The organism is Prosthecomicrobium pneumaticum (genome assembly GCF_014199915.1).
GTDB lineage: Bacteria > Pseudomonadota > Alphaproteobacteria > Rhizobiales > Kaistiaceae > Prosthecomicrobium > Prosthecomicrobium pneumaticum.
This window is the reverse complement of record NZ_JACHOO010000002.1, coordinates 540,549-556,443: the sequence shown is the minus strand read 5'-3', so window position 1 is coordinate 556,443 and position 15,895 is coordinate 540,549. Positions and strand designations below refer to the sequence as shown.

13 protein-coding genes are annotated in these 15,895 nt (G+C 71.0%); 12 read left to right on the top strand and 1 reads right to left on the bottom strand.

The genetic code is table 11. From position 1 onward, the window contains the following. Nucleotides 1–218: 218 nt before the first annotated feature. From GGQ63_RS06315 to GGQ63_RS22320, 4 genes are read left to right on the top strand one after another with little or no spacing between them, the layout of a single operon-like run. Nucleotides 219–2,645, top strand: a complete 2,427-nt coding sequence (locus GGQ63_RS06315) for a pyruvate dehydrogenase complex E1 component subunit beta (protein WP_183853684.1) — start codon at nt 219–221, stop codon at nt 2,643–2,645. A gap of 20 nt (nt 2,646–2,665) precedes the next feature. Continuing rightward, the gene (locus GGQ63_RS06310; protein ID WP_183853681.1) at nt 2,666–3,394 is read left to right on the top strand and encodes an E3 binding domain-containing protein; all 729 of its coding nucleotides are present in this window, start codon (nt 2,666–2,668) and stop codon (nt 3,392–3,394) included. Nucleotides 3,395–3,419: 25 nt separating this feature from the next. Beyond that, on the top strand, nt 3,420–4,499 hold the full coding sequence (locus tag GGQ63_RS06305) for an Ldh family oxidoreductase (RefSeq protein ID WP_183853679.1): 1,080 nt from the start codon (nt 3,420–3,422) through the stop codon (nt 4,497–4,499). A 13-nt stretch (nt 4,500–4,512) separates the two neighbouring features. Next, nucleotides 4,513–5,139, top strand: coding sequence for an SDR family oxidoreductase (locus GGQ63_RS22320; protein ID WP_210308398.1), 627 nt, complete (start codon nt 4,513–4,515; stop codon nt 5,137–5,139). A 142-nt stretch (nt 5,140–5,281) separates the two neighbouring features. Here the strand turns inward: GGQ63_RS22320 and GGQ63_RS06295 are convergent, their stop codons facing one another. Next, nucleotides 5,282–6,061, bottom strand: a complete 780-nt coding sequence (locus GGQ63_RS06295) for a GntR family transcriptional regulator (RefSeq protein ID WP_183853677.1) — start codon at nt 6,059–6,061, stop codon at nt 5,282–5,284. Nucleotides 6,062–6,180: 119 nt separating this feature from the next. Here GGQ63_RS06295 and GGQ63_RS06290 point away from each other — a divergent pair, with 119 nt between their 5' ends. The 8 genes from GGQ63_RS06290 to GGQ63_RS06255 all read left to right on the top strand — a co-directional run bounded on the left by GGQ63_RS06290 (nt 6,181) and on the right by GGQ63_RS06255 (nt 15,883). Then, complete coding sequence (locus GGQ63_RS06290) at nt 6,181–6,957, top strand: SDR family NAD(P)-dependent oxidoreductase (protein WP_183853675.1); 777 nt, start codon at nt 6,181–6,183, stop codon at nt 6,955–6,957. 1,699 nt (nt 6,958–8,656) lie between these two features. Next, nucleotides 8,657–9,889 (top strand): ROK family transcriptional regulator, encoded by a 1,233-nt coding sequence (locus tag GGQ63_RS06285; RefSeq protein WP_183853673.1) that lies wholly within the window; start codon nt 8,657–8,659, stop codon nt 9,887–9,889. Beyond that, nucleotides 9,886–10,683: an ATP-binding cassette domain-containing protein gene (locus GGQ63_RS06280; protein WP_183853671.1), complete on the top strand. Its 798-nt coding sequence runs from the start codon at nt 9,886–9,888 to the stop codon at nt 10,681–10,683. Before GGQ63_RS06285 ends, GGQ63_RS06280 begins: the two co-directional genes overlap by 4 nt. A 53-nt stretch (nt 10,684–10,736) precedes the next feature. Continuing rightward, the gene (locus GGQ63_RS06275) at nt 10,737–11,780 is read left to right on the top strand and encodes a sugar ABC transporter substrate-binding protein (protein WP_183853669.1); all 1,044 of its coding nucleotides are present in this window, start codon (nt 10,737–10,739) and stop codon (nt 11,778–11,780) included. 81 nt (nt 11,781–11,861) lie between these two features. Beyond that, nucleotides 11,862–12,860: an ABC transporter permease gene (locus GGQ63_RS06270; RefSeq protein ID WP_183853667.1), complete on the top strand. Its 999-nt coding sequence runs from the start codon at nt 11,862–11,864 to the stop codon at nt 12,858–12,860. Next, entirely contained in the window at nt 12,860–13,654 is a 795-nt protein-coding gene (locus GGQ63_RS06265; protein WP_183853665.1) for an SDR family NAD(P)-dependent oxidoreductase, read from the top strand. The genes GGQ63_RS06270 and GGQ63_RS06265 overlap by 1 nt, the downstream gene beginning before the upstream one ends. A 3-nt stretch (nt 13,655–13,657) precedes the next feature. Then, complete coding sequence (locus GGQ63_RS06260) at nt 13,658–14,848, top strand: aminotransferase class V-fold PLP-dependent enzyme (RefSeq protein ID WP_183853663.1); 1,191 nt, start codon at nt 13,658–13,660, stop codon at nt 14,846–14,848. Between the two features lie 135 nt (nt 14,849–14,983). Beyond that, complete coding sequence (locus tag GGQ63_RS06255; protein WP_246429633.1) at nt 14,984–15,883, top strand: aldose 1-epimerase; 900 nt, start codon at nt 14,984–14,986, stop codon at nt 15,881–15,883. The last annotated feature ends 12 nt before the right edge of the window (nt 15,884–15,895 follow it).

Here is a 15,895-nt window from a genome sequence, read left to right as displayed (position 1 = left end):
CGCTGCGGCGCGGCTTCCTTCTCTCTTCCCCTTTCTCCCTCCCTCTCCCGTCACGCCGGTCGACCGGCCCCGCCGGGCGGTGGCGCTCATGCGCGTCGAGGACGACGCGCGCCCCTCTTGCCGTGTCCCGAATGCTGGTTATAAGATGATGCTATTATAAACTTAAGAGCGGCGATTCACGCCGCAGCGCCCTGTTCGGGGCAGTCACAGGTGGGGAAATGAGCCGAACCTCCTCCCGCGCCGCAGCCAGCGGCCGATCGCTCCGTCCCGTCCCCAATCTCGAGATTCCCCAGCTCCTGGCGCTCTACGAGAAGATGGTGCTGCTGCGCCGTTTCGAGAGCGTCGCGCAGATCGCTTGCCGCAAGGGCGAGACCCCCGGCTTCCTGCATCTTTATATCGGCGAGGAGGCGACGGCAGTCGGCGTCTGCGCCCATCTGCGGTCGACCGACTGGGTCACCTCCACCCACCGCGGCCACGGCCATGCGCTCGCCAAGGGCATGGACCCCAACATCCTGATGGCGGAGCTGTTCGGCAAGCGCGACGGCTGCTGCGGCGGCCGCGGCGGCACGATGCATCTCTACGACCGTTCGGTCGGGCTGTTCGGCACCAATGGCATCGTCGCGGCCGGCATCAGCCACGCCGTCGGCGTCGGCATGAGCGCCCGCCGCCAGGGCCGGGACGACATCGGCGTCGCCTTCTTCGGCGATGGCGCGACCAACCATGCCGGCTTCCACGAATCGCTGAACTTCGCCGGCATCCAGCGGGCGCCCGCCGTCTTCGTCTGCGAGAACAATCTCTACGCGACGGCGACGCCCTTGAAGACGGCGACCCTCAATCCCGAGATCGCCAGCCGCGCCGCCGCCTATGGCATTCCCGGCGTCGCCGTCGACGGCAATGACGTGCTCGCCGTCTGGGAGGTGACGCGCGACGCCGTCAACCGCGCCCGCCGCGGCGAGGGGCCGACCCTGATCGAGGCGAAGACCTATCGCACCGTCGGCCATCACGAGGGCGACCCGGTGGTCGGCACCTACCGCACCCAGGAGGAGGTCGACGCCTGGGCGGCGCGCGATCCGATCAAGACCTTCCGCGAGCGGCTCGTCGACCAGTTCGAGGCGGCCGCGGCCGGCGAACTGGATGCGATCGACGGGCGTATCGAGAACGTCGTTCAGGAGGCGCTCGAATTCGCCCGCCGCTCGCCGGAGCCCGATCCGGCGACCAGTTTCCATCACGTCTTCGCCGAGCCGCTCAATCCGGCGGCCGCGCTCGCTCATCGGCCGAGGACCGGCGGGCCGGTGACGAGCTGGCTCGACGCGGTGCGCGACGGCATCGCCGAGGAGATGCGGCGCGACGCGGCGATCATGTATTTCGGCGAGGGCACGGGCGAGCGCGGCGGCACCTTTGCGCATACCAAGAACCTCTTTGCCGAATTCGGCCCCGAACGGATGATCGATACGCCGATCTCCGAGCAGGGCTTCACCGGTGCTGCGGTCGGCGCCTCGGCGACGGGCGCGCGCACCATCGCCGATCTGATGTTCGCCGATTTCATGTTCGAGGCGGCCGGCCAGATCGTGCTCCAGGCGGCGAAGCTGCGCTACATGTCGAACGGCCAGATGAACGCGCCGATGGTGGTGCGCGTCGGAGCCGGCGCGGTCCGCAGCGCCGGCCCGCATCATTCCGGCGCCTATCATCCGGTCTGGGCGCACATTCCCGGCCTCATCGTCTGCCTGCCGTCGACACCGGCCGACGCCAAGGGCCTGATGAAGACGGCGCTGCGCGGTTCCGATCCGGTGTTGATGCTCGAGATGAAGGCACTCTTCGCCACCAAGGGCGAGGTGCCGGACGGCGAGCATCTGGTGCCCTTCGGCGTCGCCCGCATCGCGCGGGAGGGTCGCGACCTCACCATCGCGTCGGCCGGCCAACTCGTCCACCGCGCGCTCGAAGCGGCCGAGGCCCTCGCCAAGGAGGGCATCGAGGCCGAGGTCATCGACCTGCGCACCATCATGCCGCTCGACGTGAAGACGGTCGCCGAGAGCGTCGCGAAGACGCACCGGCTGCTGATCGTCGACGAGGGCTGGGCGATGTGCGGCGTCGGCGCCGAGCTCGGCCAGGCGATGAACGAACTCGCCTTCGACGATCTCGACGCGCCGGTCGGCCGGCTGCACAGCGAGCCGATCAGCCATCCGCTCGCCCCCGCGCTCGAACGGACCATGCTCGTCGACGCCGCGAAGGTGGTCGCCGCGGCGAAGTCGGTGCTCGCCGGTCGCGCCCCGGTTCCCTGGCACTGGCGCCATCCGGCGCTCGCCGCCGCGGTGCCCGCAACCGCCGCGCCGTCCCCGGTCGCTGCGCCGGTTCCGCCCGCGCTCGCGCCCGCCGCACCGGTCGTGCCCGCCGAGGCGCTGTCGAGCGCGGCGGCGGGCGGCGAGCCGATCACCATGCCGTTCGGCGATCTGACGGTGAGCGAAGGCACCATTCTGCGCTGGGCGAAGGCCGAGGGCGATACGGTGAAGGCGGGCGAGCTCGTCGCCGAGATCGAGACCGACAAGGCGGTCGTCGAGATCGAGGCGCCGGTCGCCGGCCGGCTGGCGATCGAGCTGCGCGAGGGCACGGTGGTGCCGATGGGCGGCCGCATCGGCGCCGTCCACTGACGCGCGCGAAGGAGAACTCCGTGAGCGCTCTCGCCGCCGCGCCCGCCGGGCGCATTCTCGCCACGCCCTATGCCCGCCGGCTCGCCCGCGAGCGGGGCGTGCCGCTCGCCGCGCTCGCCGGCTCCGGCCCGAACGGCCGCGTCGTCGCCGCCGACGTGATCGGTTTCGTGCCTGCCCCGGTCCAGCCGGCGCCGCCGCCCGCCGCCGCGCCGGCTCCGGTCCCAGCCGAAGCTCCGGCTGTCCCGGCCGCGGCGGCCGTGCCGGTGCCCGCCGCGCTCGCGGTGGCGATCGACTTTTCGGCCGTCGCCGACCTCCTCGCGCGGCTCGGCGATCTCGCCCCCGGTGTCGGCCGCGAGGACGTCTGCCTCAAGGCCGCTGCGGTGGCGCTCGCCGAGGCTCCGGCGCTCGATGGTGCGATCGGCCTCCCGGGAGGCGCGCGCGACGGCGGCCGTGTCCTCGGGCGGCTCGCCGGCCTGTCGCTTGGCGGCATCGCCGCCCGCCGCGCGGCCTCCGAGCCGGGCGTGGCGACGCTCGCGCTCTCCTTCATCGGCCGGGCCGGCCTGCGGCCCGTCGCGGCGCCGATCCCGGCCGGGGCGGTCGCCCGGCTGGTCGTCGGCGGCGCGGATGCCGCCGGAATCGCCGATTGTCTCCTCAGTTACGATCCCGACCGTCTCGACGACGGCGACGCGGCGGCGTATCTCGCGGCGTTCAAGGCGCTGGTCGAGACGCCCCTGCGTCTCCTCGTCTGAAGACCGCGCCGATCGGGAGAGACGGATGGCGATCGAACAGTTGAACGGCGTGCGCACGGCGAAGGCGGCGCTCGAGGAATATGTCGAGGCGCTGCTCGGCGCGGCAGGGGCCGATGCGCCGAGCGCTGCCGCGGTTGCCCGCTCGGTCGTCGATGCCTCATCGCGCGGTGTCGACACGCACGGCGTCCGGCTCGTGCCGTGGTATCTGCAGATGATCGAGGGCGGCCGTATCAACGGCCGGCCGGTGCTCGGCTTCGAGAAGAAGGCGGCGGCGGTCGGCCATGTCGATGCCGATAACGGCTTCGGCCATCTGGCGAGCTACCGGGCGATCGAGGAAGGCATCGCGCTCGCGAAGGAGGCGGGCGTCGCGGCGATCACCGTCGGCCGCTCCTCGCATCACGGCGCCTCGGGCGTCTACGCGCTCGCCGCGGCGCGGCAAGGCTTCGCGGCCATCTCCATGACCCATGCCGATCCGGCCGTGGTGCCGTTCGGCGGCAAGAAGCCCTTCTTCGGCACCAATCCGCTCGCCTTCGCCGTGCCGGCGCCGGGCGAGGAGCCGATGCTGCTCGACATGGCGACGAGCGCCATCCCCTACAACCGCATCTTCCTGCGCCGCGCCACCGGCACGCCGCTGCCGGCCGAAGTGGCGGTCGACGCCGAGGGCCATCCGACGCGCGATCCGCACGCCGCGACCGCGGTGCGGCCGCTCGGCGGCGCCGATTTCGGCTACAAGGGCGCCGGCCTCGCCTCGATGGTCGACATTCTCTGCTCGGCCTTCACGGGCATGGGCCATGGCGCGACGATCGATCCGCTCGCCGGCAGCGATTATTCGAAGACCATCCCGATCGGCCATTTCTTCCTCGTGATGAATCCGTCGATCTTCCAGGCCTTCGCCGCCTTCGATGCGCGCGTCGGCGCTTTCCTCGCCGATCTGCGCCGCCAGCCCGCCCATCCGGGCCAGACGGTGATGGCGCCGGGCGATGTCGAGAAGGCGGAAGCCGCCCGCCGCGCCGAGGCGGGCATCCCGGTCGACGCCGTGACCTGGGCGGCGCTCGAGGCCGCCGCGGGCCGCTACGGCAAGGCCGTTCCCCAGTCCTGGACCTGACGGAGCCCATGCTGTGAAGATCGATCTCGACGGCCGCCTCGCTTTCCTCGTCGGCACGCCCGGCACGGTCGCGACGGCCGTCGAGGCCGCACTCGCCGCGAACGGCGCCCGCATCGTGCGCCCCGCATCGGCGGACGAAGCGGCGCTCGCCGCGGCGGTCGCGGCGCACGGCACGCCCGTCCTCCTCCTCGCCGCGAGCTGCGGCGCGGACGGTCTGCCGGCGGAGGATGACGGCGACATGGCGGAGTTCACCGCCTTCGCCGGCGCGATCCGCCGCCTCGCGCCGCATCTCGCCCGGGCGATCCTCATCGTCTCGTCCGCCGGCCTCGTGCCGGTCCGCGGCGCGGCCGCCTTTTCGGCGGCGCAGGCCGGGCTCGTCGCGCTCACCCGCACCCTCGCGATGGAACGCGGTCCCGCGGTGCGGGTGAATGCGGTCGCGGTCGGCGCCTATGCGGCGGGGGAGGGGGCGGACCCGGCGAACGCCCGTTTCCTCGGCCATACCGGCCTTCGCCGTCCGGCGACCCTCTCCGAGATCACGGCCGCGGCGCTCTTCCTCGCCGATCCGCAGAACGGCTACATGACCGGCCACACGCTCAATGTCGACGGCGGCTGGGCAGCGGGCTATGCGCGGAATTTCTGATCGCGCCGCTTCGAGGGCGGCGGGCTCAACCCCCCTCCGCGCGGCGCCCGCGGGTCCCGCACGGTCGGCCGGGTCCCGCGGCCGGGGTCCCCTGGCGAGGACCCGTTCGCCTCAGGCCAAGGGGATGAGTGCCGTCGCTTCGCTAGACCAGGTCGTTCGGCGCGTCGTAGGTCACGCTGAAGGTGTCGGCGCGGTTCCGGGCGATCGACAGCTCGATCGGCTCGCCGTCGACCGAGCGATAGAGCATCTGAGCGACCAGCACCGGCGCGCCCTCCGGATAGTTGAGTTCGTGGGCGAGGTCGGCGTCGGCGATCTCCGCCTTCAGCGTCACCCGGGCGCCGGACAGCCGGATGCCGAGCTGACGCTGCACCGAGCGGAACACCACGACATCGTCGAAATCGGCCTTCTTCAGCCGGCTGCCGATCGTCGGCGGAAAATAGATGGTGTGCTGGCTGACCGCCTGGCCGTCGACATGCAGCACGGCCCGCAGGCAATAGACGCTCTCGCCGGGCTCGAGGCCGAAGGCGTCGGCGGCGGCGGCCGAGACCTCACGGCCATAGGAGCGGATGCGCAGCTTGCGGTGGCGGGTCGATTCGGCGATCGCGGCGAGGCTGTGGAAGTCGATGCTCGGCCGCATCAGCGGCTCGGAGGCGGCGACGACGGCGGGCTTCGCGGCGCGCTTGCGGATCAGCCCTTCGTCCTCCAGCTCGCGCAGGCTGCGGCGCACCGTGATCAGGCTGATCGCGAAACGATCGGCGAGCTCGGCCTCCTTCGGCAGCGCCGAGCCGATCGGGAAGATGCCGTCGGCGATCTGCTGCCGCAGGATGTCGGCGAGCTGCTGGTAGAGCGGGCCGTGCCGCCGGTCGAGCGGTTCGCCGGAAAGGGCGTCGAGCGGGCCGTCCTTGGTTCCGTCGTCGAGCAAGCGGTCTGTCCTTGGCTGGAGGCCGGGCGGCGGGCGCCCGATTCCGGAGTGAAGGCAGATATTATAACGTTTGTCGCTGCACCGAAATGCCCGCCCTTGGTCGAATCTGGGAGGTTTTGATGCGCTGCGATCTCAACGGCCGCGTCGTCTTCGTGACCGGCGGCGCCGGCGGCATCGGCCGGGCGACGGTGAAGCGGCTCGCCGAGAACGGTGCCGCGGTGGTGGTCGCCGACATCGACGCGGCGGGCGCCGAGGCGGTGGCGGCCTCGCTCCCCGATGCGCTCGGCCTCGCCCTCGATGTGCGCGACCCGGACGCGGCCGAACGCGCCGTCGCGGCGACGCTCGCCCGCTATGGCCGGCTCGACGTGCTCGTCAACAATGCCGGCGTCAACACCTTCAAGGACCGCGTCGACATCGACGCCTTCCCGAAGGAGGAATGGCACCGCGTCGTCTCGATCGATCTCGACGGGCTCTATGTGGTGAGCCGCGCGGCGGTGCAGCCGATGATCCGCCAGGGCGCCGGCCGCATCGTCAACATCGCCTCGGTGGTCGGCGTCACGGCGATGCGGCTGCAGAGCGCCTTCGTCGCGGCGAAGGCGGGCGTCATCCACCTGACGCGTTCGATGGCGCTCGAGCTCGGTCCGAAGGGCATCCTCGTCAACGCGCTCGCGCCGGGCTCGGTGCTGACCGAGGGCACGAAGAAGCTCTTCTACGGTGACGACGGCACCTTCCGGGCGCAGATGGCCGCGTTCCTCGACCACGTCCCCCTCGGCCGCCCGGCGGATGTCGAGGAGATCGCCGAGGCGATCCTCTTCCTCGCCGCGCCGGAAAACTCCTACATGACGGGCCATTTGATGATGGTCGACGGCGGCTGGACGGCCGGCTTCATGATGTGACGGATGGCGCGGCGGAATGGCGGCGCGGCCGGGCGCGTTTCGCTGCGCCCCTGCGGGGGAGCTGCCGTTCCCGGAGTTCGTCCTGGCGGCTCCTCCGATCGGCCCTCTCCACCCGTCATGCCGGCCTCCGTGCCGGCATCCATAATCGTGAGGTGCGGCGTCTCGGCGCGACCTTTCCATTCGCCACCCCGGCGAAGGCCGGGGTCCATCGAGCCGTGCGGTTCCATATGGTCTGCCTGACGGGTCGCAGGTCCCGGCTTCGCCTCGCCCGGGATGACGGCGCGGGGGGTGGGCGTGGTGCCGCACGCGCCGGAGGAACGGCAGATCGATAGGGCGTCGTGGTGCGTCTTCGCCACGCGACACGATTATGGACCCCGGCACGGAGGCCGGGGTGACGGGCGCTCTCGATGGCACCCATGCTCTGCGTCCTCGAAGCGTCCTGCCACGTAGCGTCCTGCCACGTCCAGCCCGCCCTCTCGCCGCTCGCCCCTCCGCCGCCTCGCGAACAGCCCCCACCCCCCGTCATGCCGGCCTCCGTGCCGGCATCCATAATCGTGTCCTTTGGCGTCCTGGCACGGCGCTCTCCATCCATCATCACCTCGGAAAGGCGGGCCCCGCGGCGCCGGACGGCCTCGCCGTGTTCTCCCCGCGGGATGGATACCGGGCCTCCGCCCCGCCTCGCCCGGGATGACGGCGCGGGGGGCGTGGTGTCGCACACGTCGGAGGAACGGCAGATCGATAGGGCGTCGTGGTGCGTCTTCGCCACGCGACACGATTATGGACCCCGGCACGGAGGCCGGGGCGACGGGTGCTCTCGATGGCACCCATGCTCTGCGTCCTCGAAGCGTCCTGCCACGTAGCGTCCTGCCACGTCCAGCCCGCCCTCTCGCCGCTCGCCCCTTCGCCGCCTCGCGAACAGCCCCAACCCCCGGCATGCCGGCCTCCGTGCCGGCATCCATAATCGTGAGGTGCGGCGTCTCGGCGCGACCTTTCCATTCGCCACCCCGGCGAAGGCCGGGGTCCATCGAGCCGAGCGGTTCCATGTGGTCTGCCTGATGGGTCGCAGGTCCCGGCTTCGCCTCGCCCGGGATGACGGCGCGGGGGGCGTGGTGCCGCACGCGCCGGAGGAACGGCAGATCGATAGGGCGTCGTGGTGCGTCTTCGCCACGCGACACGATTATGGACCCCGGCACGGAGGCCGGGGTGACGGGTGCTCTCGATGGCACCCGTGCTCTGCGTCCTCGAAGCCTCCTGCCACGTCCAGCCCGCCCTCTCGCCGCTCGCCCCTCCGCCGCCTCGCGAACAGCCCCACCCCCCGTCATGCCGGCCTCCGTGCCGGCATCCATAATCGTGAGGTGCGGCGTCTCGGCGCGACCTTTCCATTCGCCACCCCGGCGAAGGCCTGGGTCCATCGAGCCGTGCGGTTCCATATGGTCTGCCTGATGGGTCGCAGGTCCCGGCTTCGCCTCGCCCGGGATGACGGCGCGGGGGGCGTGGTACCGCACGCGCCGGAGGAACGGCAGATCGATAGGGCGTCGTGGTGCGTCTTCGCCACGCGACACGATTATGGACCCCGGCACGGAGGCCGGGGTGACGGGTGTTCGGGGAGACGGCCGTGCTCTGCGTCCTCTTTTTTGAAATCCATTTGACTTGAAATTCATCGGTGCTACCGTTTGGGCAAAGACGGGGCGGGGCGCGGATGACTCTGCGGGGGACCAATCAGGAATTCGGGCGGCCGTACAACCGGCGGATCGTGCTCGAGACCATTCGGCTCTCCGCCCCGATCGCCCGCGCCGAGATCGCCCAGAAGGTCGGCCTCACCGTCCAGACCGTCTCGACCATCACCCGCGAGCTCGAGCTGCAGGGCTTCGTGCGCAGCGCCAAGGAGCCGCGCAAGGGCCGCGGCCACCCGCCGGCGACACTGACGCTCAATCCCGAGGGCGGCTTCGCGATCGGCCTGCACGTCACGCCGCTCGGCATCGAGGCGGCGCTCATCAATCTCGCCGGCGACGTCATCGCCCGCCGCGGCAGCCCGGGCGCGCCGAGCGATCCGGATGCCGCCTTCGCGCGCTGCGGCGCCCTCGTTGCCGAGATTCGGGCGCTCCGCCCCACCGGCCGCATGCTCGGCATCGGCATGGCGATGCCCGGGCCGGTCGGCGTCGAGACGATGAGTTTCGTCGGCCCGACGACGCTCGAGGGCTGGCGTGAAGTCCGCATCGCGGAGCGGCTCGAGGCGGCGACCGGGCTGCCGGCCTTTGTCGGCGTCGATCTCGCCGCCGCGGCGCTCGGCGCCCGGCTCTATGGCGCCGGCCGTGCCTTCCGCGACTTCTACTATCTCTATTTCGGCGTCGGCCTCGGCGGCACCATGGTGCAGGACGGCGTCGTGCTGCGCGGCGCGCGCGGCAATGCCGGCGAGATCGGCCATATCCCGGCGGTGCCGGGCGGCGATCTCTGCCCTTGCGGCAATCGCGGCTGCCTCGAGCGCTATCTCTCGCTCGATGCGCTCGACCGGCGCCTGAAGGCGGACGATCCGACGGCCGATCTCGCCACCGCGGTGGCGGGCGGTGCACCGGCGGTCGCGGCCTGGGTGGAGGAGGTGGCGCCGCTGCTGCGCGCCGCCGTCGTGACCATCGAGAACCTCTTCGATCCCGAGACGATCCTGATCGGCGGGCTGGCGCCCGATGCGCTGCTCGCCCGCCTCGTCGCCGCTGCGGCGCCGCTGCCGCATTCCATCGCCGAGCATGGCGGCCGGGCGGCGGAGCGGCTCACCCCGACCGGCGAAGGCCAGGACGCGGTGCTGCGCGGCGCCGCCGCGCTCGCCGTCTCCGGCGTTCTGTCGCCGCGCTTCGGCCTCCTCTTCGCCGGCGAGGAGGAACGGGTCGAGCGGGATCCCATCATGGCCGGAGCGAACAAGCCGGAGGTCGCCGCATGACGGCACGCGAACCCCTTCTCAGCCTCGACGGCATCACCAGGAATTTCGGCGCCATCGAAGCGTTGCGCGGCATCACCTTCGAGATCGGAAAAGGCGAGGTCGTCGCGCTGCTCGGCGACAACGGCGCCGGCAAGTCGACCCTCGTCAAGATCATCTCCGGCGGGCTGGAGCCGTCGGGCGGCCGGCTCGTCTATGAGGGCCGCGAGGTCCGCTTCGGATCGCCCGCCGAGGCGAAGGCCGCCGGCATCGAGACCGTCTATCAGGACCTCTCGCTCTGCACGAATGTCGACGTGGTGGCCAATTTCTTCATGGGCCGCGAGATCGTGAAGCGCTTCCTCGGTATCCCGATCCTGCAGGAGCGGGCGATGGAGGCGGCAACCGCCAAGGCGATCGCCGACGCCGGCACCCGCATCCCCTCGCTCAGGACCAATGTCGAGCATCTCTCGGGCGGCCAGCGCCAGGCGATCGAGCTGAACCGCTTCGTCCACTGGGGCGGCAAGCTGGTGCTGCTCGACGAGCCCTTCGCCGCACTCGGTGTCGAGCAGACGCGGCGCGGCCTCGAGATGATCAAGCGCATCGCCGCGCAGGGGATCAGCGTCGTCATCATCACCCACATCATGGCACAGGCCTTCCAGGTCGCCGACCGGATGGTCGTCATCCGGCAGGGCCAGGTGGCGGGCGACGTGAGGACCGAGGACACCACCGCGGACGAGGTGGTGCGGATGATTACCGGCGAGGCGGTCAAGCCGCCCCGCGCACCGATCGCGGAGGCCCGGACAACGGGCCCGGCGTAACCGGCGGCCGCGGCCGCCTTCCACTTCCGGAAGAGAGCACAGGGAACATCGACATGAAGAGAATGATGGCGACACTGGCGGGTGCGGTCGCGCTCGCCGCCGCGACGTTCATGACGCCCGCCTTCGCGCAGGACAAGGGCACGATCTACTACCTCGTTCCGACCCTGCTCGACGAATTCCAGACCGGCTCGGTCTCGGCGATCGAGAAGTTCATGGGCGATGTCGGCTACAAGACGGTGACCCTCAACGCCGACAACAAGACCGACGTGCAGCAGGGCCAGATGAACGACGTCATCGCCCTGAAGCCCTCGGCGATCGTGCTCGCCGCGGTCGATTTCAACGCGCTGAAGCCGCAGATCGAGGCCGCCCGCGCCGCCGGCATCCCGGTGATGCAGTTCGACCGCCAGATCACCTCGACCGTCTCCGACTTCACCTCGGTGGCCGGCACGGTCGAGATCGGCGAGGTCGCCGCCGGCGAGATCGAGCGCCTCCTGAAAGAGAAGAACGGCGCGGTGAAGGGCAAGGTCCTTCAGGTGCTCGGCGACCCCGGCGACCCCTACACGCTCGACATCCAGAAGGGCTTCGAGGCCAAGATGAAGGCCTTCCCGGACGTCACCATCATCACCCATCCGGCGATGCAGTGGGAAGCCTCGAATGCCGGTTCGATCGTCGCCGACCAGCTGCTCGCCAATCCCGACATCGATCTCGTCTTCGTCCACGCCGCGCATCTGGCGGTCGCCGCCGTCGCCTCGCTCGAGGCGGCCGGCAAGAAGCCGGGCGACGTGCTCCTCGTCTCCTCGAACGGCGCGCCTGTCGGTCTCGACCTGATCCGCAAGGGCTGGGAACAGGTCGAGGTCGAGCAGCCGCTGTTCGCCCAGGCGGCGGCGCTCGCGATGTTCGCCGACAAGGTGGTCGGCAAGCAGGAGCTGAAGCCCGGCAGCTATGACGTGCTCGGCCTCCAGGGCACGCTGACGATCGAGAGCTGGGGCCCGAACATCAAGCTGCCCGGCGCCGCGATCACCAAGGACAATGTCGACGATCCGAAGTTCTGGGGCAACATGAAGACCCCGGAGACGCCGGTCGCCCCGGTCCCCTGATCGGTCGAGCCTTGCTTGCGGACGCCGGCGCGACCGGCGTCCGCATCCTCCCCCCGCGCCGTCCTCCTTCGGAGCCGCTCCATGGTCTCTCCCCGCCGCCGGGCGGCGATCGAGTTCGTCCTCGACAATCTCGTCTGGTTCATTCTCGTCGCGGTCGTCGCGATCTTCTCGTTCGCCGTTCCGAACTATTTCCAGATCGGCATCTTCGCCAACATCATCGAGCAGGCGACCTTTGTCGGCACGCTGGCGATCGGCCTCTCGCTCCTCATCATCGCCGGCTATATGGACCTGTCGATCGAGTCCGTGATGGCGCTCTCGGCGATGGTGATCGGCATCCTGTTCGCCGCCTCGGGGGTCGGGCTCGGCATCACGCTGACGCCGGAATGGCTCGTCGTGCCGGTCTCGCTCGCCGTGGCGCTCGCCGTCGGTGCGGTGGTCGGCGCGACGAACGCCTTCTTCGTCGTCCGGCTGAAGATGAACGCCTTCATCGTCACGCTCGCCGCCTATATCTGGGGCCGCGGCCTCGTCGTGGCGCTGTCGGGCGGCCGCTCGGCGCAGGAAATGCCGGCCGCGCTCCGCGTCTTCGCGATCGAGCGCTTCCTCAACGTGCCGCTGATCGCCTGGGTGTCGATCGTCGCGACGCTCGCCTTCGCCTTCGTCCTGCGGAAGACCCCCTTCGGCCGCCATCTGCTGCTGATCGGCGGCAATCCGGTCGCCGCCTATCGCGCCGGCATCCGCGTCGACCGGCTGACGGTGATCACCTTCATCCTCGCCGGTGCGATCGCCGGTCTCGCCGGCTGGCTGCTCGCCATCCGCACATCGGGCGCGACGGCCAATCTCGGCGTCGGCATGCTGTTCCAGACCTTCGCGGCGGTCGTCATCGGCGGCGTCAGCCTGAAGGGCGGCGTCGGCAGCCTGACGGGTGTCTATGCCGGCGTGCTGCTGCTCTCCTCGATCCAGACCGCGATCAACCTGATGGGCATGCCCGCCCATTTCACCCAGCTGATCCAGGGCGCGATGGTGCTCGCCGCCGTGCTGCTCGACACCATGAAGCTCCAGATCCGAAAGAAACTCGCCTGATGACCGTATCGCGTGAGAAGAGGCTTCTCGGCCGCGTCGCCCTCGTCGTCGGCGCGGCGCGGGGGATCGGCAAGGGCATTGCCGCCCGCTTCGTCGCGGAGGGGGCGAAGGTCGTCGTCGCCGATACCGAGGCCGAGGCCGGCGCCGCGACGGTCGCCGAACTCGGCGGGCCGGAGGTCGCCCGCTTCGTTGCCGTCGACATTGCGCAGAAGGCCGGCGCCGATCTCGCGGTCGCGACCGCCGTCGAGGCGTTCGGCGGGCTCGACATCCTGGTCCAGAACGCCGGCATCTATCCCTGGACGCTGATCGAGCACATCTCGGCCGAGGAATGGGACGCCGTGCTCGGCGTCAATCTGCGCGGCACCTTCCTCGCCGCGCAGGCGGCCCTGCCGGCGATGCGGGCGCGCGGCGGCGGCCGGATGATCTTCACCTCCTCGATCACCGGGCCGAAGGTGACGAGCCCCGGCCATGGCCACTACTCGGCGTCGAAGGCGGGCATCAACGGCTTCATCCGCGCCGCCGCGCTCGAATTCTCGGGCTATGGCATCACGGTGAACGGCGTCGAGCCCGGCAACATCCTGACCGAGGGCATGAAGGCGCACCGGAGCCCCGCCTTCATCCGGCAGATGGAGGAGGCGGTCCCGCTCGGCCGGCTCGGCACGCCGGAAGACATCGCCGGCGCCGTGTTCTTCCTCGCGTCCGACGACGCCGCCTATGTCACCGGCACCACGATCGTCATCGACGGGGGCCAGATCCTGCCGGAAGGCAACGACTTCCGGCTCTCTCCGGGCTGAACCATGGCGGCGATCCACGACGCGCTCGGGCTTGCCCCCGTCATCAACGCCTCCGGCACGATGACCGTGATCGGCGCCTCGCGCGTCGTGCCCGAGGCCGTCGCCGCGGTCGCGTCGGTGTTGCCGGAGTTCGTCGACATCGCCGACCTGCAGCGGAAGGCGAGCGCCGTGATCGCCGCAGCGACGGGTGCGGAAGCCGGTTTCGTCACGTCCTCGAGCGCCTCGGCGATGACGCTCGGCGTCGCCGCCGCGATGACCGGCGCCGATCCGGCCGCGATCGAGCGCCTGCCCGACACCGGCGGGCTGCGCGACGAGGTCGTCGTGCCGGCCGGCCATCTCGTCAATTTCGGCGCGCCGGTCGGCCAGATGATCCGGCTCTCCGGGGCCATGGTCGTTTCCGCCGGAACCGCCTTCGACGTGCAGCCTTTCCATGTCGCCGCCGCCCTGTCGGAGCGCACGGCGGCCGGGCTCTTCGTCGTTTCGCATCACGTCGTGCCGACCGGCCAGCCCGATCTGCCGACCTTCGTCGCGCTCTGCCGTGCGAAGGGCGTGCCGGTGATCGTCGACATGGCGAGCGAATACGATCTCACCGGCGCGATCGCTGCCGGAGCCGATCTCGTCATCTGGAGCGCCCACAAATTCCTCGGCGGGCCGACCGCCGGCATCGTCGCCGGCCGCAAGGACCTCGTCCGTGCCGCCTATCTGCAGAGCCGCGGCATCGGTCGGGCGATGAAGGTCGGCAAGGAGGGCATCGTCGGCGCGATCGCCGCGCTCGAAGCCTGGGGCCGGCGCGATCACGCCGCGGCGCGGGCTCGCGAGACGGCGATCGTCGCGGCATGGCTCGCGGCGCTCGCCGATGCGCCCGGCCTGACGCTCCGCCGCCAGCCGGACTGGACCGGCAATCCGATCGACCGCGTCGAGATCGGCGTCGGCGAAGCGGCGGGGCTGTTCGCCTGGGAACTCGCAGACCGGCTCGCGGCCCGCACGCCCTCGATCCGCGTCCGCGCCGATCTCGTCGAGACGGGCATCGTCCATCTCGATCCGTGCAATCTCGATGCGGCGGAAGCGGAGCTGGTGGCGACCGCCATCCGCGCGGAGATCGAGGCGGCGCGTGCGCAGGGCGACGGCCGCCGTCTCTCCCATGCCGAATACCGCACGGCCGGTCTCGCCGCCGCGCTCGCCTGGCCGGACTGAGGCGCCGCTCCTCGGGCGCCGCGGTCCGACGTGCCGCCTCCGCGGCGACGAGACGCCGGCCAGGGGCGTGCAGGGGCTCCCGCCGCGACGTCCGGAGAGGTAGAAGGGCGGGATGCGCGTGGCGGAGGAGAGACCATGCAGAGCGATATGCTGGTGAGCGGCGGCCTCGAACTCGCGCTCGCCCCGGCGGCGGGCGGCAGCGTCGCCGCCTTCCGGATGCGGGTCGATGGCCGTCCGGTCGATCTGATGCGGCCGATGTCCGCCGAGGCGCAGGCCCGGCACGATCCGATCGGCGCCGCGATGTTCCCGATGGTCCCCTTCGCCAACCGGATCGGCCGCAACCGGCTCAGCTTCCGCGGCAGAGGCTTCGACTTCCCCGCCAACAACCCGCCGGAGCGCTACCATGTGCACGGCACGGGCTGGCATTCCGCCTGGACAGAGACGCGGCTCGGTCTCGACGCGGCGATCCTGTCGCTCGACCGTGCGATCGCCGGCGAGCCCTATGCCTATCGGGCCGAACAGCGCTTCGCCCTCACGCCGGAGGCGCTCGTTCTCACCATGGCCGTCGAGAATCGCGGGCCGGAGACGATGCCGTTCGGGTTCGGCGCCCATCCGTGGTTCATCCGCGACCCGGATGTCGAGCTGCGCTTCTCGGCGGAGAAATTCTGGCTCGAGGGGCCGGACCATGTCGCGACCGATCCGGTCTCGATCCCGCCCGAGCTCTCCTTCCACGACTGGAGCGCGCTGCCGCGCGGCTGGCGGAACAATTGCTACAGCGGCTGGCACGGCGTCGCCGAGATCCGCTGGCCGAGCCGGGGCGTCGGGCTCGAGATCGTCGCCGATCCGCTCTACGGTCATCTGATGCTCTATTGCAGCCCGGACGCGCCGTTCTTCTGCCTCGAGCCGCAGACCCATGCCACCTCCGCCTTCGACCACATGGTGGCCGGCCGCGAGGCGGAGCTGGGCGTCATCGTGCTCGCGCCCGGCGAGCGGGCGGAAGGGGCGATGACCTTCTCGCCCTTCCGCCTCGACTGAACGCCCCGCCCC